We start from the raw sequence: 16,916 nt of genomic DNA on the forward strand, positions 1-16,916 counted from the left end.
CGGCCGGGCCGGGTGAGGGCGAGGCGCTGGCCGCCGGCGACGGCGATGCGGCCGGGGCGGGCGAGGCGCTCGCGGCCGGCGACGCCGACGGAGCCGGCGAGGGACTGATCGGAGAAGGACTTGCCGAGGCGGCCGGCGCCGGGCTCGGCGTCTGTGCCAGAGCGCCGGGCAGGCCAAATGACAAGGCCGCTGCCGGGATCAGCGCGGCCAGAGCGAGACGACGAAAGCCAATCATTTTTTTCTCCCCAGGGCCTTAACTCATCAAGCCCTTGGTTCAGCAAGGCCCTAAATTCATCAAGACCTTACCCACCAAGGCCTCAATCCGGCCGCGCGTCCCGGTTGGCGCGAACCGCGCCGTTCTAACACGCGAGCGCCGAATTCGTCCCATGACAGATGCGTCATGGCGGACGTCCCGGCGCCCGGCGGCAAATCACTGGCCAAGCGGCCAAGGATCGCCATATAAGGCAGGCGAAATTCAGGAAATTTCATGAGCGCGCTGGCCAACCACGCATTTGCCAAGATGAACGGCATCGGCAACGAGATCGTCGTTGTCGACATGCGCGATTCCACCTCAAAGGTGACACCGGACGACGCCCGTGCGGTGGCATCCGCGCAGGGCGGCGTGCCCTACGACCAGCTCATGGTGCTTCAGAAGCCGCGGCTCGACGGCACCGAGGCCTTCATCCGCATCTACAACAATGACGGCTCGGAAGCCGGCGCCTGCGGCAACGGCATGCGCTGCGTGGTGCGGCGCATCTTCGAGAAGACCGGGCAGGCCACGGCGACGTTCGAGACTGCGGCCGGCCTGCTCAATGCCTGGCAGGGTCCGGCGCCGGATCTCTACACCGTCGACATGGGCGTGCCCAAGTTCGGCTGGCAGGACATTCCGCTGGCGGAGGAGTTTCGCGACACCCGCTACATCGAATTGCAGATCGGACCGATCGACAATCCGATCCTGCATTCGCCCTCGGTGGTGAGCATGGGCAACCCGCACGCGGTGTTCTGGGTCGACGACGTCAACGCCTATGACCTCGAGCGTTTTGGTCCGCTGCTGGAAAACCATCCGATCTTCCCCGAGCGCGCCAACATCACGCTCGCCCACATCGTCGATCGCGACCACATCACGATCCGCACCTGGGAGCGTGGAGCAGGGCTCACCAGGGCCTGCGGCTCGGCGGCCTGTGCCACGGCCGTCGCGGCGGCGCGGCTGAAGCGCGCCGAGCGCAATGTCGAGATCACGCTACCCGGCGGCAAGCTCGGTATCGAATGGCGCGAGCGCGACGATCACGTGCTGATGACGGGCACCGCGACCTTCGAATATGAGGGCAATTTCGATCCGGCGCTGTTCGCGCCGGTCGGCTGATGTCCGTCGAGATCGTCACCTTCGGCTGTCGCCTCAACGCCTTCGAGGCCGAGGTGATCCGCCGCGAGGCCGAAGGCGCGGGTCTTTCCGACACCATCGTCATCAACAGCTGCGCCGTCACCAACGAGGCGGTGGCGCAGGCGCGGCAGTCGATCCGCAAGCTGAAGCGCGAGCGGCCGGAGGCGCGCATCGTCGTCACCGGTTGCGCCGCGCAGACGCAAAGCCGGATGTTCGCCGATATGGCGGAGGTCGACCGCGTCGTCGGCAATGACGACAAGATGCGCAGCGATGCCTGGCGCGATACGCGCGCTGCCTTCGACATCGGTGCCGGCGAGAAGATCGCCGTCAGCGACATCATGGCCGTGAAGGAGATGGCGCCGCATCTCCTCGACGGCTTCGCGAGCGGCCTGCCGCGCGTGTTCGTGCAGGTGCAGAACGGCTGCGACCACCGCTGCACCTTCTGCATCATCCCGTTCGGCCGCGGCAATTCGCGCTCGGTGCCGATGGGCGCCGTGGTCGAGCAGGTGCGGGCGCTGGTGGAACGCGGTCACGCCGAGATCGTGCTGACCGGTGTGGACCTCACCAGCTATGGTGCCGACCTGCCGGGTGCACCGAAGCTGGGCATGTTGACGAAGCAGATCCTGCGCCATGTGCCGGAGTTGAAGCGCCTGCGCATCTCCTCGATCGATTCGATCGAGGCGGATGGCGATCTGCTGGAAGCCATCGCCGACGATTCACGCCTGATGCCGCATCTGCACCTGTCGCTGCAATCAGGCGACGACATGATTTTGAAGCGCATGAAGCGCCGGCATTTGCGGGGCGATGCGATCGCGTTCTGCGACCAGGTGCGCCGCCTGCGTCCGGACATCGCCTTCGGCGCCGACATCATCGCGGGCTTCCCGACCGAGACCGAGGCGATGTTTTCGCGCTCGCTCGATCTGGTCAGGGAATGCGGCCTGACCTTCCTGCACGTCTTCCCCTATTCCCCGCGCCCCGGCACGCCCGCCGCGCGGATGCCGCAGGTTGCGGGGCCTGAGATCAAGGAACGTGCGCGGCGGCTGCGTGCGGCCGGCGAGGCAGCATTGCGTCAGCGGCTGCAAGCCGAAATTGGCGCAACGCGCGATGTGCTGATCGAGAGCGAGGGGCAGGGCCGCACGGAGCATTATCTGCCGGTGGCGATCGCGGGCGAGCGGGTGGGAAGCGTCGTGCCGCTGCGGATCGGCGGCAGTGACGGCGAGCGGCTGACCACGTAATTCGGCTGCGGGAGTTGCGACGCGCTGTATCTCCAATGTCGTCCCGGCGAAGGCCGGGACCCATACCGCGTGATCTATCGATTACGCGCGGTGCCTGTCCCAACGAAGCAGAGTAACTGCTAGCCGTCGCCGAACTTCTCCCTGTGGGTATGGGTCCCGGCCTTCGCCGGGACGACACTGGGAGTGTGGATGCGGGGTGCCCCAAACGCGCTCCGCTACGACGCCCGCACCTGCCAGAACCGCAGCGTCCGCCGCGCATTCTCCGGCATCATGCGGGCGAAATGGCCCTGTGCTCTTGCGAGATCCGCCGGCTTCATCGCGCCGGTGGCAAAACGGCTTTCGAGCACGGCGGCGGTGGTTTCCCAGCTGAGCTGCGCCGCCTTGCAGGGCACCAGCAGGCCGTCATCGCGCAGGCTCTGCATCAGCGGGCGAATCACTTCGACGGTGGATTGCGACAACGCCGCCAGCGCCGCGACGGTTTCTTCATAGCGCCGCTGCCTGGCAAAGCCGAACAGCATCGCTTCGTTGAGCTGGCCGGTGGCCTTGAGATTGGCGATGGCGCGCTTGGCACCTTCGAAATCGCGGACACCAGACATCTCGCGCTCGACGCCGACTGTGACGACCGCGATCGCGCTCTGGATTTCCTCGAACAGATGCGGCGGCGCGCGTGACAAGAGGCGCGTGCGAACCACATCGGTCGCCGAGCGCAGCAACTGGCGGCGCAGCTCCGATGGCAGGTCGACGCGGACGCCGACGCTGACGGCGAGCTCCGGATCGCTCTCCGCCTGTCCGACGATGACGGCAAATCCGTTTCCGGAGACGCGTGCGCCCGGATTGGCGGCAAGCCGCCGGCTGACGCTGGGATAGCGGCGCGCCAGCAGCGCGTCGGTGACGATCTCCTTCAGCCACCAGCGCCCGGCGACCGCGAGCAGATGCGGCTCGCCCTTGGATGATGCGATCTTCACCAGCTCGCCATCGTCGAGGCGCGCGGATTCCTGGAGCACGGGACCGGCGATGCGGATCTCGTCATTGTTGGCGAGCCGGCGGATCACGGAGGGCGGCGCCTGTGCGATCGGCGCGAGCTGCGCGCTGATCTCGGCCAGCGCCACGCGTGCGCCCATGTCGGCGATGGCGCGCAGCTCGATGGTGCCGATCAGGCGCTCGAGCACCTCGTCGAACAGCGCGATCTGCTCGTCGTCAAAACTGCCGGCGGAGGACAGGAACAGGTCGGTGACGCGGCGGGCCGTATCGAGGCCCTTTTCCGCCGAGCCAATCCGAAGTGCGGATTCGACCTCGTCGATGATCGATAGCTCGGCCTTGGACATGACGCGCGGCTCGTCCTGAGCGGATTGACGGAAGCTTGTTCTAAGCAACCGCTATCATTAGAGGCGAGCCCTGAACGTTTCGTAAACCATGGGGCCGCTTCCTCATCCTGGAGGAGCCCGCAAAGCGGGCGTCTCGAACGATGCAGGCCGAGGTGTAGCAGCGGGGGCTTTCATGGCTCGAGACGGCGCTGACGCGCCTCCTCACCTGAGGGTCTACCGGCTGTGCGGGTTATTCCCCATTCCACCCGCAGGCGCGAAGTTTTTCGTGCATGTGGGGCGGGGCCGGGGCCACAACGCGGATCGGCTCCTTGTTCCGGGAAATCGGCACCACGATCTCGCGGGAATGCAGGTGCAGGCGCGGCTCGCCGAAGCGGGGGCCGTTGCCGTAAATGTTATCGCCGAAGATCGGCCATCCCGTCGCGGCCGAATGCACCCGCAATTGATGGGTCCGCCCGGTCACCGGTTCCATCGCGAGCCAGGTCAGGCCATGTCCCCGGCCCATCACCTTCCAGTTGGTGATGGCTTTCTGCCCCTCGGGATCGGGCTTCTGCCACCAGCCGCGCTCGGCATTGAGCCGGCCGAGCGGCATGTCGATGGTGCCTTCGTCCTCGGAAGGCCCGCCCTCGACCACGGTCCAGTAGGTCTTGCCGATCTTGCCGTGCTTGAACAGCAGGCCGAGCGAGGCTGTGGCTTTCCGATGGCGGCCGAGCACGAGGCAGCCGGAGGTGTCCTTGTCCAGCCGGTGGGCCAGCACCGGCGGCCGCGGCAGGCCGAAACGGAGCGCGTCGAAGGATGCCTCCAGATTGGCGCCGCCCTTGGGGCCGCGATGTACCGGCAGGCCGGCGGGCTTGTCGATGACCAGCATCAATCCGTCGCGATGGAGCACGCGCGCCAGAATTTCATCGGCGGTCAATTCGGGAACATCGAGCAATTGCAAAGGCTTTCGTTCGAGACTTTCGTTTACGGGCCGGAACGGCTAACACACCGCCACCATGAACGATACCACCTCCGAACCCCCCAAGCTGAGCTGGTGGCGCCGCCTGTCCAACGGGCTGAAGCGCACCTCGTCCTCGCTCGGGACCGCGGTCGCCGACCTCGTCACCAAGCGCAAGCTCGACCGCGCCATGCTCGACGACATCGAGGACGTGCTGTTGCGCGCCGATCTCGGCACGCAGGTTGCGGTGCGCATCGCGGACGCCGTCGGCACGGGGCGCTACGACAAGGCGATCTCGGCGGACGAGGTCAAGGATGTCGTTGCGACCGAGGTTGAGAAGGTGCTGTCGCCGGTGGCAAAGCCGCTCGAGATCGATACGGCCAAGAAGCCGTTCGTCATTCTCGTGGTCGGCGTCAACGGCTCCGGCAAGACCACCACCATCGGCAAGCTCTCGCAAAAATTTGCCTCCGAAGGCCGCAAGGTGATGCTGGCCGCCGGCGACACGTTTCGCGCAGCCGCGATCGAGCAGCTCAAGATCTGGGGTGAGCGCACCAGGACGCCTGTCATTGCCGGCGCGCAAGGCTCGGATTCGGCGAGCCTCGCCTTCAACGCGCTGACGGCGGCGAAGGAGCAGGCCATCGACGTGCTCCTGATCGACACCGCCGGGCGGCTTCAGAACAAGGCCGAGCTGATGAACGAGCTCGAAAAGGTCGTGCGCGTCATCCGCAAGGTGGATGACACGGCGCCGCATGCGGTGCTGCTTGTGCTCGACGCCACCGTCGGCCAGAACGCGCTGTCGCAGGTCGAGGCCTTCCATCGCACCGCCGGCGTCACCGGCCTCGTGATGACCAAGCTCGACGGCACTGCGCGTGGCGGCATCCTGGTGGCGCTCGCGGAAAAATTCAAACTGCCGGTGCATTTCATCGGCGTCGGCGAAGGCGTCGACGATCTCGCGCCCTTCACCGCGCGCGACTTCGCCCGCGCGATCGCCGGAATCGAATAGCGTCATCCTTCGAGACGCCGCTTGCGCGGCTCCTCAGGATGAGGTCGTGCCACACATGAGGTCCTCATCCTGAGGAGACCGCGGAGCGGTCGTCTCGAAGGATGGGAGAGACGGAAGAGAGAATGGACAAGACCCAGCCGCATCCGCTGTTCAAGCTTGCGACCGAACTCGGTCCGCTGCTCGTCTTCTTCTTCGTGAATGCGAAGTTCAACCTGTTCGCCGCCACCGGCGCCTTCATGGTCGCGATCGTCGCGGCGATGATCGCCTCCTATGTGGTGACGCGCCATATCCCGATCATGGCGATCGTGACGGGCGTGATCGTGCTGGTGTTCGGCACGCTGACGCTGGTGCTGCACGACGAGACCTTCATCAAGGTCAAGCCCACCATCATCTACGGCCTGTTCGCCGCGATCCTCGGCGGCGGGCTGTTGTTCGGCCGCTCCTTCATCGCCGTCATGTTCGACCAGATGTTCAACCTGACCCCGCAGGGCTGGCGCATCCTGACGCTGCGCTGGGCGCTGTTCTTCGCCGGCATGGCGGTCCTGAACGAGATCGTCTGGCGCACCCAGAGCACGGATTTCTGGGTGAACTTCAAGGTGTTCGGCGTGACGCCGCTGACCATGGTCTTCGCCATCGCCCAGATGCCGCTGACCAAGCGCTACCACCTCGATCCGGTCTCGCTGGAGACGAGCGAGGCGGAAGCGGGGGATGTGAGGAAGGGGTAAATGGTTTCGTGTCCCGGACGCGCGAAGCGCGAGCCGGGACCCAGACCTTTCCAAGAGTGCCGTCGTGGAGACCTGGGCCCCGGCTCAGCAGCGCACCGCTGAAGAAGCGCTGCGCAGCGTCCGGGGCACGAGACCCGTACTAAGATCCCGCCTTCAACGCCCTCTCCATCTGCGGCAGCAGCACACTGCGCAGATTGTCCGGCGTGATCGGGCCGACCAGCTTGTAGACGATGGTGCCCTCACGCCCGACGACGAAGGTCTCCGGCACGCCATAGACACCCCATTCGATCGAGGCGCGGCCGTTGGCGTCCACGCCGACGCGGCCGAACGGGTTGCCGTAGCGGCCGAGGAAGCGCCGCGCATTGTCGGATGCGTCCTTGTAATTGATGCCGACGAGCTGGAAGCGCTTGTCCTTGGCGAACTCGGTCAGGAGCGGCGCCTCGTCGTGGCACGGCACGCACCAGGAGGCCCAGACGTTGACCAGGCTCACCTTGCCCTTGAACGCGGCGGGATCGAGACCCGGCACCTGGACGTTATCGGCCTGCAATCCCTCGAGCGGCGGCAGTGCGGTCTGCGGCGCCGGCCGTCCGATCAGCGCCGAGGGAATCCGCGAGGGATCGCCGCTGCCGAGCCGGAACCAGAACAGCACGGCCAGGCCGATGAAGGCGATCAGTGGCAGCACCATCAGGAAGGTCCGGCGCTGCGGGCTCGCGGAGGTCGTGTGATCGCTCATGGCCGATCCATCGCGCTGCGGCCCGAGCGGCGGGTGATGCCGCTGCGGTCGAGCTCGCGCAGGCGCCGGGTCTGGCTGCGGTAGTCGAGCACGATCCAGCCGATCAGGATCGCGACCACGAGCGCGGCGGCGGCATAGGACGTCACGATGAAGGAGGCATAGGGACCGAGCGACATCGTCATGCGGCCCCAATTTCTTTCGACGCGTTGTCGTGACGCGAACCGGCGCCCATTTCGCTCGAAAACGCGATACGGCTCGCCTGCATCATTTGCAGCGAGCGGACACGGCGGCGCAGGATCTCGTTGCGCATCGCAGCCAGGTGCAGCGTGACGAACAGCAGCGTGAACGCGATTGCCATCACCAGCAGCGGGATCAGGAACGATTTGTCGAGCGACGAGCCCCCCATGCGCATCACGGAAGCGGGCTGGTGCAGCGTGTTCCACCAGTCGACGGAGAACTTGATGATCGGCAGGTTGATCGCGCCGACCAGCGTCAGCACGGCGGCAGCGCGCGCCGCGCGCGAGGGATCCTCGACCGCGCGCCACAGCGCCATCAGGCCGAGATACATCAGGAAGAGAATCAGCACCGAGGTCAGTCGCGCGTCCCATTCCCAATAGGTGCCCCACATCGGCCGGCCCCACAGCGAGCCCGTCAGCAGTGCGAGGAAGGTGAAGGCCGCGCCGATGGGAGCTGCCGCCTTCGCGGCGACGTCGGCGAGCGGATGCCGCCACACCAGCGTGCCGAGCGAGGCGATGCTCATCACGCCCCACACGAACATCGACAGCCAGGCATTGGGCACGTGGATGAACATGATCTTCACGGTCGCGCCCTGCAGGTAGTCGTCGGGCGCAAGAGCGGATTGATAGAGGCCGATCGCGAGCAGGATGACGGTCGCAGCCGCAAGCCACGGCAACACCCGCGTCGTCAGCGCGAGGAACCGTGTCGGGTTGGCGAGGTCGATCAGCGTCATGGTATCCTGATAATCACAGGTCAGCACTCACGCAATCAGCATAAAAGTGGGCAGCGAAAGTTGATCGGGGTCAAGGTCAGTCGAGCTCATCTCAGTCGAGACCATGCCGCAGGCTTGCCGCCGCCGCGAAGGGGCCGATCACGAGGCTGACCAGCGACAGCGCGCACAGGATCGAGAACGGCGCGCCGAACGACATGGGGCCGACGATCACGGCCTGGGAGGCCGCAACCCCGAAGATCAGGACGGGAATCGACAGCGGCAGCACCAGAACCGCCATCAAAAGCCCGCCGCGATGCAGCGTCACCGCCAGCGCGGCGCCGATCATGCCGGTAAAAGTCAGGGCCGGCGTGCCCGCCAGCAGCGTCAGGGCCACCGCGCCGGTCGCGACCATGTCGAGGTTGAGCAGGAGGCCCAGCACGGGGGTTGCGACAATCAGCGGCAGGCCCGCCGCCAGCCAATGCGCCAGCGCTTTCGCCGCGCAGGCGAGTTCCAGCGGCGTTCGGCTCATGGTGATCAGGTCGAGCGAGCCGTCCTCATGGTCGGCCATAAACAGCCGGTCCAGCGTCAGCAGGCTCGCCAGCAGGGCGCCGAGCCAGAGAATGGCCGGCCCCAGCCGCGACAGCAGCGCCAGGTCCGGCCCCACCGCGAACGGCATCAGCACCACCACGGTCAGGAAGAACAGCACGCCGATCAGCGCCCCGCCGCCGACGCGGAGCGCGATCCTGATATCCCGGCGGATGAGGGCGGACAGGGCGGTCATGGCAGACTCCCACCACGGTTGATGCGTCGCTGCACGGCCTGCCCCAGGCACACTGCACTCCCTCCCCCCTTGCGGGGGAGGGCAGGTGAGGGGGGTAGCCCCGGGAGAGATGCGTGTTGGGTCCGGACCGCCCGCAACAGAATTCCCGCTTTCTCAGCGATTGAACCGAGAGAATATGCCGTGTGGCACCCCCCTCCCTGACCCTCCCCCGCAAGGGGGGAGGGAACGGAGAGGCCGGTACCCAGCCACTTGGAAAGCTGAGGGTCCATCGGAATGTCCATCGGAATCATGCCACTGCCCCGATCCGCAACTCGCGTGATTCGATGCCCAGCGCCATGTGGGTCGCGGCGATGATCAGGCCGCCGCGGGCGAGATGGTCGCGCATCAGGGCGCCGAACATGTCCTGGCCGGCCACGTCCAGCGCAGTGGTCGGCTCGTCCAGCAGCCAGACCGGGCGGCGCACCGTCAGCAGCCGGGCCAGCGAGAGCCGGCGGCGCTGGCCGGCCGATAGGAAGGCGGCGGGCAGGTGGGTGGCGTGGTCGAGGCCGACGGTGGCGAGGCTCTCGTGGGCGTCAAGACGCTCGCCGCCCAGAAAATCAGCCCAGAATGACAAATTTTCCGCCACGCTCAGCGCCGGCTTCAGGGCGTCGCGATGACCCAGATAGTGGCATTGCTCAGGCAATGTCAGCTCGGCATCGCCGCCATCGAGCGCGATTGTCCCGCCGGCCGGGATGAGCAGGCCCGCAATCAGCCGCAGCAGGGACGTCTTGCCTGAGCCGTTGCGGCCGACGACCGCCACGGCCTCGCCGGAGGCGGCCTCGAAATCGAGCCCGGCAAACACCTCGCGGCCACCCCGGACACAGATCACCCCACGTCCGGAAAGCTGCATCTTGCCTCGTATCAATCCGTCCAAACCAGGCCTCAGGAAAACTTGGGGTAGCGCATGGGAATTTTTGGCTCGCGAATTGCTGCGGTACGTTTGTGGCTGTGGCGGCGCGGTTAGAAAGCTTCTATAAGCCCGGAACTACTTGATGCAGCAACTCAACCTGCCCCTGCAAGCGACCCAGCCGGATTCGCTGACGGTGTTAAAATACCCCTTGCCGGGTATAACTAACAATTGGGATTTCCTACATGACCTCGCTCGACAGCTTCAAATGCAAAAAGACCCTCAAGGTCGGCGCCAAGACCTATGTCTATTACAGCCTGCCCACGGCCGAGAAGAATGGTCTGAAGGGAATTTCGAAACTCCCCTATTCGATGAAGGTCCTGCTCGAGAACCTCCTGCGCAATGAGGACGGCCGCTCGGTCAAGAAGGCGGACATCGTCGCGGTGTCCAAATGGCTGCGCAAGAAGTCGCTGGAGCACGAGATCGCGTTCCGCCCGGCGCGCGTGCTAATGCAGGACTTCACAGGCGTGCCCGCGGTGGTCGATCTCGCCGCGATGCGCAACGCGATGCAGAAGCTCGGCGGCGATGCCGAGAAGATCAACCCGCTGGTGCCGGTCGATCTCGTCATCGACCATTCCGTGATCGTGAACTTCTTCGGCGACAACAAGGCCTTCGCCAAGAACGTCACCGAGGAATACAAGCAGAACCAGGAGCGCTACGAGTTCCTGAAGTGGGGCCAGGCGGCGTTCTCGAACTTCTCCGTCGTGCCGCCCGGCACCGGCATCTGCCACCAGGTCAATCTCGAATATCTCTCCCAGACGGTCTGGACCAAGAAGGAGAAGATGACGGTCGGCAAGAAGACCGGCACCTTCGAGGTCGCCTATCCCGACTCGCTCGTGGGCACTGACTCCCACACCACCATGGTCAACGGTCTCGCCGTGCTCGGCTGGGGCGTCGGCGGCATCGAGGCGGAAGCCTGCATGCTCGGCCAGCCGCTGTCGATGCTGCTGCCCAACGTCGTCGGCTTCAAGCTGAAAGGCGCGATGAAGGAAGGCGTCACCGCGACCGACCTCGTGCTGACCGTGACGCAGATGCTGCGCAAGCTCGGCGTCGTCGGCAAGTTCGTCGAGTTCTTCGGCCCCGGCCTCGATCATCTCTCCGTCGCCGACAAGGCGACCATCGCCAACATGGCGCCGGAATACGGCGCGACCTGCGGCTTCTTCCCGGTCGACGCTGCCGCGATCGACTACCTCAAGACCTCCGGCCGCGCCGCACCGCGCGTTGCGCTGGTGCAGGCCTATGCCAAGGCGCAGGGGCTGTTCCGCACCGCCAAGTCGGCCGATCCGGTGTTCACGGAAACGCTGACGCTCGATCTCGCCGACGTCGTGCCGTCGATGGCCGGTCCGAAGCGTCCCGAAGGCCGCATCGCGCTTCCCGCGGTCGCCGAAGGCTTCTCGCTCGCGCTCACCAATGAGTACAAGAAGACCGAAGAGCCGGCGAAGCGCTTTGCCGTCGAAGGCAAGAAGTACGAGATCGGCCATGGCGACGTCGTGATCGCCGCCATCACCTCCTGCACCAACACCTCGAACCCGAGCGTTCTGATCGGCGCTGGCCTGCTGGCGCGCAACGCCGCCGCCAAGGGCCTCAAGGCCAAGCCGTGGGTGAAGACCTCGCTTGCCCCGGGCAGCCAGGTGGTCGCGGCCTATCTCGCCGATTCCGGCCTCCAGGCCGATCTCGACAAGGTCGGCTTCAACCTGGTCGGCTTCGGTTGCACCACCTGCATCGGCAATTCCGGTCCGCTGCCGGAAGAGATCTCGAAGTCGATCAACGACAACGGCATCGTCGCCGCCGCCGTGCTCTCCGGCAACCGCAACTTCGAAGGCCGCGTCTCGCCGGACGTGCAGGCGAACTATCTGGCTTCGCCGCCGCTGGTCGTCGCCCACGCGCTTGCCGGCAGCGTCACCAAGAACCTCGCCGTCGAGCCGCTCGGTGAAGGCAAGGACGGCAAGCCGGTGTACCTCAAGGACATCTGGCCGACGACGAAGGAGATCAACGCCTTCATGAAGAAGTTCGTGACCGCGGCGATCTTCAAGAAGAAGTATGCCGACGTGTTCAAGGGCGACACCAACTGGCGCAAGATCAAGACCGTCGAGAGCGAGACCTATCGCTGGAACATGAGCTCGACCTACGTGCAGAACCCGCCCTACTTCGAAGGCATGAAGAAGGAGCCGGAGCCGGTCACCGACATCGTCGAGGCGCGCATCCTCGCCATGTTCGGCGACAAGATCACCACCGACCACATCTCGCCGGCCGGTTCGATCAAGCTCACCTCGCCCGCGGGCAAGTATCTCAGCGAGCACCAGGTGCGTCCCGCCGACTTCAACCAGTACGGTACGCGGCGCGGCAACCATGAAGTGATGATGCGCGGCACCTTCGCCAACATCCGCATCAAGAACTTCATGCTCAAGGGCGCCGACGGCAACATCCCGGAAGGCGGCCTCACCAAGCACTGGCCCGACGGCGAGCAGATGTCGATCTACGACGCCGCGATGAAGTACCAGCAGGAGCAAGTGCCGCTGGTGGTGTTCGCCGGTGCCGAATACGGCAACGGCTCCTCGCGCGACTGGGCGGCGAAGGGCACGCGTCTGCTCGGCGTGCGCGCGGTGATCTGCCAGAGCTTCGAGCGCATCCATCGCTCCAATCTCGTCGGCATGGGCGTGCTGCCGCTGACCTTCGAGGAAGGCACCTCCTGGTCGTCGCTCGGTCTGAAGGGCGACGAGAAGGTCACGCTGCGTGGTCTCGTCGGCGATCTGAAGCCGCGTCAGAAGCTGACCGCGGAGATCGTCTCCGGCGACGGTTCGTTGCAGCGCGTTTCGCTGCTCTGCCGCATCGATACGCTGGACGAGCTCGACTACTACCGGAACGGCGGCATCCTGCACTACGTGCTGCGCAAGCTCGCGGCGTAAGCGCGGATTTGTGAACGGTGGCTCACTGCGAAGTGAGTAGAAGGTTAAACGAAGGCGGCCTATCACAAGGCCGCCTTCGCGCGTTTGCGGCATGCTTCGGATGGGCCCGCCCGGCGGAAATTCCGGCCAGGACGGTTGAGTGTGCCGCGCCCCGTAAGACTACGGTGACCATCAGGCGATAAGATTTCCCTTCCCACGAGCAATGGTGTGCGGCGTTCGACATGACAGCAATGACGGCTTCTCATCCGATTTCACGTTGGTCCGGTGCCCTCTGGTCGGGAGCACTCGGTATCTGCGCGATCGTCGCCGTTATCCGACCCGCCGAGGCTGATCCCCGCGCCGTGGTTGAGCTCTTCACCTCGCAGGGCTGCTCCTCCTGCCCGCCCGCCGACCAGATCATCGGCGATCTCTCCAAAGACCCGTCGATCATCGCGCTGAGCATGCCGATCGATTATTGGGATTATCTCGGCTGGAAGGACACGTTGGCGGATTCGCGCTTCTCGGCGCGGCAGCGCGCCTATTCGCGCATGCGCGGCGACCGCGAGGTCTACACGCCGCAGGTCGTGGTGAATGGCTCGACGCATGTCATCGGCAGCGACCGTGCCGGCATCGAGAGCGCGATCGGCAAGACCGACAAAGGCGCGGGCGTGATGAGCGTGCCGGTGACGATGTCGCTCTCGGGCAAGCAGATCAACGTGTCGGTGGCCGCGAGCAAGGAGCCGGCGATCTCGCACGGCGAGGTCTGGATATGCTCGATCGCGAGGTCGGTGCCGATCGCGATCGCCAAAGGCGAAAATCGCGGACAGCAGATCACCTATCACAACGTGGTGCGCAACCTGCTCAAGGTCGGCGACTGGACCGGTCGTCCGGAAAGCTGGACGGTGCCGATCGAGAACCTGACGCGCGACGGCGTCGACGGCGCGGTGGTCTATGTCCAGGACGGCAGCCGCGAGAAACCGGGCCCGATGCTGGGCGCGGCGTACACGTCGCTGCACTGAAGCGCACGCTTCGCATTCTTCCCGATGTGCGGTCTGGCTCTATCTCCTCATGGTGAGGAGCGCGCCCCTTGCGCGCGTCTCGAACCATGCAGGCCCGGCTGATGCCGCTCGGGCCTCGATCCTTCGAGACGCCGCGCGAAGAGCGCGGCTCCTCAGGATGAGGGGAGAGAGTGTGCTCAAGATCGTTTCGGAAAATCTGGTCTCTCGTCATTTCGGGACGCGCCGCTCCCGGAATCCATTTCTCAAATCGAAAATTCGGATTGATAGATTTCGGGTTTGCACTTCGCGCGCCCCGGAATGACAGCGGGGCAGACACATCCCGACCCAAACAAAAAAGGACCAACTCGCGTTGGTCCTCCTTGTCGCGCGTACAGACCCGATCCTCTCGACCCCGGGGGGCTGGGGGCTGAGGAATCCGGAACCGAAAAGACCGGGTCAACGCACATAAGTCTTTTCGCAATGCAGGGCGGCAGGCGCTGGGCGGAAAAGCGGCGATACTATGATTCCTGCTAACGATCCCGTGACGGTTCGTCGCGACAGAGTTCCACCGTTGCGTGTGTTCCGATTCGCGCAGGATTCGACGGGTTGCACCCAGAGCCCTTCAAAGAGCCCTCGAGAGCCCCTTGCGGCGGGGAACAGTTGGCGCAATCATGCGATTGTCATGATCCGCGGTTCCGGGGACGGTTTTCGCGGGCGCGATCATGTCGTGCGATGAGGAGGCGCCCCATGAGTCTGACGTCGGAGGATGCCGATCCGAGTGAGCAGCGCGCGGCGGCGCGTCCCGTCGCTGCAAATGCGCAGCCGAACCAGGTGACCTTCAACCGGCTCGAACTGCGCCGAATTCTCAACCTCTACGGCCGCATGGTCGCCGACGGCGAGTGGCGCGACTATGCCATCGACTTCCTGAAGGACCGTGCGGTGTTCTCGGTCTATCGCCGCGCCTCGGAAGTGCCGATCTACCGCATCGAGAAGGACCCGCGCCTCGCCCGCAAGCAGGGCATGTACAGCGTAATCTCGGCGACCGGCCTGATCCTGCGCCGCGGCCATGAGCTCGAGCGCGTGCTGCTGGCGATCGATCGCAAGCTGGCGGTGGTTTAGCCCAACGCCGTCATTCCGGGGCGCGACGAAGTCGCGAACCCGGAATCCCGATCCGTATCGCTCGCTTAAAACTTCTGGATTCCGGGTTCGCGCTACGCGCGCCCCGGAATGACCGTGTGAGGCCTACTTCGCCGGCACCGTGCTGGCGCCCTCGCCGAGCTCGCGCTGCATCATCACCGTGTCCAGCCAGCGGCCGAATTTCAGCCCGACATTGGGATGCGTGCCGATCATCCTGAAGCCGCCCTTGGTGTGCACGCCGATCGAGCCGGCATTGGCGGAATCGCCGATCACCGCGATCATCTGGCGGAAGCCGCGCGCCTCGCACTCGGTGATCAGCCGCTCCAGCAGCAACGAGCCGACGCCGCGGCGATGGAAGGAGGGATCGAGATAGATCGAGTTCTCGACCGTGAAGCGATAGGCCGGCCGCGGCCGGTAGGCGCCGGCATAGGCGTAGCCGGCGACGCGCCCGTCGAGGATGGCGACGAAATAGGGATAGCCGCCGTCGACCAGCGCGCGGTAGCGCCGCGTCATCTCGGCAAGATCGGGCGGTTCCAGCTCGAACGTCGCCGTGCCCTCGCGGACGGCCTGCTGGTAAATGGCGGTGATGGCGGGGAGGTCGGCCTCGAGGGTGGGCCTGATTTCAGGTGCGGACATGATGAAAGATTAGAGCCTTCCCGCGGCGGCCGGAAGGGGCTCCGGTGTTGCCCCACCCGTCATTGCGAGCGCAGCGAAGCAATCCAGAAATGCATCTGCGGAGGGACTCTGGATTGCTTCGTCGCAAGAGCTCCTCGCAATGACGCGGGGAGGCAGTGGGGCCCAAACAAAAACCCCGGCCTTGCGGCCGGGGTTGGTGTCCGTTCTCTCGTCGCAGTGCTTAGTCGCGCTGGCCGAGGAGCTGCAGGAGCAGCGTGAACAGGTTGATGAAGTTCAGGTACAGCGACAGTGCGCCGGTGATGGCCGCACGCTCTGCGATGTCACCGCCGGCCGAGGCGTAGCCGTAGATGTAGTCGTTCTTCAGCCGCTGGGTATCCCAGGCGGTGAGGCCCGCGAACACCAGCACGCCGACCACGGACACGATGAACTGCAGCATCGAGCTCGCCAGGAACAGGTTCACCAGGCTGGCGATGATGATGCCGATCAGGCCCATGAACAGGAACGAGCCCATCCCGGTCAGGTCACGCTTGGTGGTGTAGCCGTAGAGGCTGAGCGCACCGAAGGTCGCCGCGGTGATGAAGAACACCCGCACGATCGAGGTGTGCGTGAACACCAGGAAGATCGACGACAGCGAGATGCCCATCAGCGCCGAGAACACCCAGAACAGGATCTGGGCGGTCGAGGGAGCCAGGCGGTTGATGCCCGCCGAGATCACGAACACCATGGCGAGCGGCGCGAGCATGAACAGCCACTTCAGGGGGCTGACGAACATCGCATAGCCGAACGGCGTCAGGAACAGCTTGCCGACGCGGACGGCTTCCGGGGTCGGAACGTCAGTCACGGCAGCCATATAGACGCCGAGTGCGGCAAGGCCCGTGATGGCGAGCCCAATGCTCATGTAGTTGTAGATGCGCAGCATGTAGGCGCGCAGACCGGCGTCGACCGTCGCGGCGTCAACACGCCCGGCGGCCCTGCCGAAAGGAGAAGCGTAGTTACGGTCTAGGTCCGACATGGTCGATTCCCGTTGGTTGGCCGGTCCGGCATGAGGGTCGCCATGCCGCCGGTTCGTCAAATTCTATCTCGGATACCGATGTCTGCCGACTAAATTTTGGCTAACAATCGGGGCTCCGAACCCATTCGATATGTGGGAAACTAACACATCCGCTGCAACCTTCCACGCGCGGCTGAATGTCGCCCTTGGCGGCAATCCTGACGCGAACCTGACGCGCAACGCGGTTAATCGCCGGA

Annotated in this window: 17 protein-coding genes; 8 read left to right on the forward strand and 9 right to left on the reverse strand. The window is 65.2% G+C overall.

Annotation, left to right across the window (positions count from 1 at the left end; all coding sequences use genetic code 11):
• The 3 genes from E4K65_RS48280 to mtaB form a co-directional block, all read left to right on the forward strand.
• Nucleotides 1-257 (forward strand): hypothetical protein (locus tag E4K65_RS48280; protein WP_209312134.1); only part of this gene is annotated, 257 nt, incomplete at its 5' end.
• A gap of 230 nt (nucleotides 258-487) precedes the next feature.
• On the forward strand, nucleotides 488-1,363 hold the full coding sequence (gene dapF, locus E4K65_RS40055; RefSeq protein ID WP_135178795.1) for a diaminopimelate epimerase: 876 nt from the start codon (nucleotides 488-490) through the stop codon (nucleotides 1,361-1,363).
• Nucleotides 1,363-2,616 carry a tRNA (N(6)-L-threonylcarbamoyladenosine(37)-C(2))-methylthiotransferase MtaB gene (mtaB, locus tag E4K65_RS40060; protein ID WP_135178796.1) on the forward strand — a complete coding sequence of 418 codons (1,254 nt, stop codon included), beginning with the start codon at nucleotides 1,363-1,365 and terminating at the stop codon, nucleotides 2,614-2,616. Before dapF ends, mtaB begins: the two co-directional genes overlap by 1 nt.
• 215 nt (nucleotides 2,617-2,831) lie before the next feature.
• Here mtaB and E4K65_RS40065 read toward each other — a convergent pair whose 3' ends face one another.
• Nucleotides 2,832-3,941 carry a DUF2336 domain-containing protein gene (locus tag E4K65_RS40065; protein ID WP_135178797.1) on the reverse strand — a complete coding sequence of 370 codons (1,110 nt, stop codon included), beginning with the start codon at nucleotides 3,939-3,941 and terminating at the stop codon, nucleotides 2,832-2,834.
• A 229-nt stretch (nucleotides 3,942-4,170) separates the two neighbouring features.
• On the reverse strand, nucleotides 4,171-4,872 hold the full coding sequence (locus E4K65_RS40070) for an RluA family pseudouridine synthase (protein WP_167771547.1): 702 nt from the start codon (nucleotides 4,870-4,872) through the stop codon (nucleotides 4,171-4,173).
• Between the two features lie 61 nt (nucleotides 4,873-4,933).
• Here E4K65_RS40070 and ftsY point away from each other — a divergent pair, with 61 nt between their 5' ends.
• Nucleotides 4,934-5,878, forward strand: a complete 945-nt coding sequence (gene ftsY / locus E4K65_RS40075; protein ID WP_135178798.1) for a signal recognition particle-docking protein FtsY — start codon at nucleotides 4,934-4,936, stop codon at nucleotides 5,876-5,878.
• A 122-nt stretch (nucleotides 5,879-6,000) separates the two neighbouring features.
• A complete protein-coding gene (locus tag E4K65_RS40080; RefSeq protein WP_135178799.1) occupies nucleotides 6,001-6,603 on the forward strand; it encodes a septation protein A in 603 nt (200 codons plus the stop codon).
• A gap of 139 nt (nucleotides 6,604-6,742) precedes the next feature.
• On the opposite strand, the gene E4K65_RS40085 is transcribed toward E4K65_RS40080, so the two are convergent.
• The 5 genes from E4K65_RS40085 to ccmA all read right to left on the reverse strand — a co-directional run bounded on the left by E4K65_RS40085 (nucleotide 6,743) and on the right by ccmA (nucleotide 9,955).
• Nucleotides 6,743-7,336, reverse strand: a complete 594-nt coding sequence (locus E4K65_RS40085; RefSeq protein WP_135178800.1) for a DsbE family thiol:disulfide interchange protein — start codon at nucleotides 7,334-7,336, stop codon at nucleotides 6,743-6,745.
• On the reverse strand, nucleotides 7,333-7,518 hold the full coding sequence (gene ccmD / locus E4K65_RS40090) for a heme exporter protein CcmD (protein WP_025576631.1): 186 nt from the start codon (nucleotides 7,516-7,518) through the stop codon (nucleotides 7,333-7,335). The genes E4K65_RS40085 and ccmD overlap by 4 nt, the downstream gene beginning before the upstream one ends.
• Nucleotides 7,515-8,306: a heme ABC transporter permease gene (locus E4K65_RS40095; protein ID WP_135178849.1), complete on the reverse strand. Its 792-nt coding sequence runs from the start codon at nucleotides 8,304-8,306 to the stop codon at nucleotides 7,515-7,517. The genes ccmD and E4K65_RS40095 overlap by 4 nt, the downstream gene beginning before the upstream one ends.
• Before the next feature lie 91 nt (nucleotides 8,307-8,397).
• The gene (gene ccmB, locus E4K65_RS40100; RefSeq protein WP_011083299.1) at nucleotides 8,398-9,066 is read right to left on the reverse strand and encodes a heme exporter protein CcmB; all 669 of its coding nucleotides are present in this window, start codon (nucleotides 9,064-9,066) and stop codon (nucleotides 8,398-8,400) included.
• A 286-nt stretch (nucleotides 9,067-9,352) separates the two neighbouring features.
• Nucleotides 9,353-9,955, reverse strand: coding sequence for a heme ABC exporter ATP-binding protein CcmA (gene ccmA / locus E4K65_RS40110; RefSeq protein WP_135178801.1), 603 nt, complete (start codon nucleotides 9,953-9,955; stop codon nucleotides 9,353-9,355).
• 242 nt (nucleotides 9,956-10,197) lie between these two features.
• Here ccmA and acnA point away from each other — a divergent pair, with 242 nt between their 5' ends.
• The 3 genes from acnA (at nucleotide 10,198) to E4K65_RS40125 (ending at nucleotide 15,014) form a co-directional block, all read left to right on the forward strand.
• Nucleotides 10,198-12,918: an aconitate hydratase AcnA gene (gene acnA / locus E4K65_RS40115; protein WP_135178802.1), complete on the forward strand. Its 2,721-nt coding sequence runs from the start codon at nucleotides 10,198-10,200 to the stop codon at nucleotides 12,916-12,918.
• A 221-nt stretch (nucleotides 12,919-13,139) separates the two neighbouring features.
• Nucleotides 13,140-13,916, forward strand: coding sequence for a DUF1223 domain-containing protein (locus tag E4K65_RS40120; RefSeq protein WP_027543950.1), 777 nt, complete (start codon nucleotides 13,140-13,142; stop codon nucleotides 13,914-13,916).
• Between the two features lie 726 nt (nucleotides 13,917-14,642).
• Complete coding sequence (locus tag E4K65_RS40125; RefSeq protein WP_135178803.1) at nucleotides 14,643-15,014, forward strand: DUF2794 domain-containing protein; 372 nt, start codon at nucleotides 14,643-14,645, stop codon at nucleotides 15,012-15,014.
• A gap of 123 nt (nucleotides 15,015-15,137) precedes the next feature.
• Here E4K65_RS40125 and E4K65_RS40130 read toward each other — a convergent pair whose 3' ends face one another.
• Both E4K65_RS40130 and E4K65_RS40135 read right to left on the reverse strand, forming a co-directional pair.
• Nucleotides 15,138-15,668 (reverse strand): GNAT family N-acetyltransferase, encoded by a 531-nt coding sequence (locus E4K65_RS40130; protein ID WP_135178804.1) that lies wholly within the window; start codon nucleotides 15,666-15,668, stop codon nucleotides 15,138-15,140.
• A 220-nt stretch (nucleotides 15,669-15,888) separates the two neighbouring features.
• Nucleotides 15,889-16,680 carry a Bax inhibitor-1/YccA family protein gene (locus tag E4K65_RS40135; RefSeq protein WP_025575992.1) on the reverse strand — a complete coding sequence of 264 codons (792 nt, stop codon included), beginning with the start codon at nucleotides 16,678-16,680 and terminating at the stop codon, nucleotides 15,889-15,891.
• Nucleotides 16,681-16,916 lie beyond the last annotated feature (236 nt).

The organism is Bradyrhizobium niftali (assembly GCF_004571025.1).
In the GTDB taxonomy this organism is placed as follows: Bacteria; Pseudomonadota; Alphaproteobacteria; order Rhizobiales; family Xanthobacteraceae; genus Bradyrhizobium; species Bradyrhizobium niftali.

Bases quoted from the DNA above. Each gene is read 5' to 3' on its own strand.
- dapF (WP_135178795.1), top strand. From the start codon at position 488: ATGAGCGCGCTGGCCAACCACGCATTTGCCAAGATGAACGGCATCGGC.
- mtaB (WP_135178796.1), top strand. From the start codon at position 1,363: ATGTCCGTCGAGATCGTCACCTTCGGCTGTCGCCTCAACGCCTTCGAG.
- E4K65_RS40065 (WP_135178797.1), bottom strand. From the start codon at position 3,941: ATGTCCAAGGCCGAGCTATCGATCATCGACGAGGTCGAATCCGCACTT.
- ftsY (WP_135178798.1), top strand. From the start codon at position 4,934: ATGAACGATACCACCTCCGAACCCCCCAAGCTGAGCTGGTGGCGCCGC.
- E4K65_RS40080 (WP_135178799.1), top strand. From the start codon at position 6,001: ATGGACAAGACCCAGCCGCATCCGCTGTTCAAGCTTGCGACCGAACTC.
- E4K65_RS40085 (WP_135178800.1), bottom strand. From the start codon at position 7,336: ATGAGCGATCACACGACCTCCGCGAGCCCGCAGCGCCGGACCTTCCTG.
- ccmD (WP_025576631.1), bottom strand. From the start codon at position 7,518: ATGACGATGTCGCTCGGTCCCTATGCCTCCTTCATCGTGACGTCCTAT.
- E4K65_RS40095 (WP_135178849.1), bottom strand. From the start codon at position 8,306: ATGACGCTGATCGACCTCGCCAACCCGACACGGTTCCTCGCGCTGACG.
- ccmB (WP_011083299.1), bottom strand. From the start codon at position 9,066: ATGACCGCCCTGTCCGCCCTCATCCGCCGGGATATCAGGATCGCGCTC.
- ccmA (WP_135178801.1), bottom strand. From the start codon at position 9,955: ATGCAGCTTTCCGGACGTGGGGTGATCTGTGTCCGGGGTGGCCGCGAG.
- acnA (WP_135178802.1), top strand. From the start codon at position 10,198: ATGACCTCGCTCGACAGCTTCAAATGCAAAAAGACCCTCAAGGTCGGC.
- E4K65_RS40120 (WP_027543950.1), top strand. From the start codon at position 13,140: ATGACAGCAATGACGGCTTCTCATCCGATTTCACGTTGGTCCGGTGCC.
- E4K65_RS40125 (WP_135178803.1), top strand. From the start codon at position 14,643: ATGAGTCTGACGTCGGAGGATGCCGATCCGAGTGAGCAGCGCGCGGCG.
- E4K65_RS40130 (WP_135178804.1), bottom strand. From the start codon at position 15,668: ATGTCCGCACCTGAAATCAGGCCCACCCTCGAGGCCGACCTCCCCGCC.
- E4K65_RS40135 (WP_025575992.1), bottom strand. From the start codon at position 16,680: ATGTCGGACCTAGACCGTAACTACGCTTCTCCTTTCGGCAGGGCCGCC.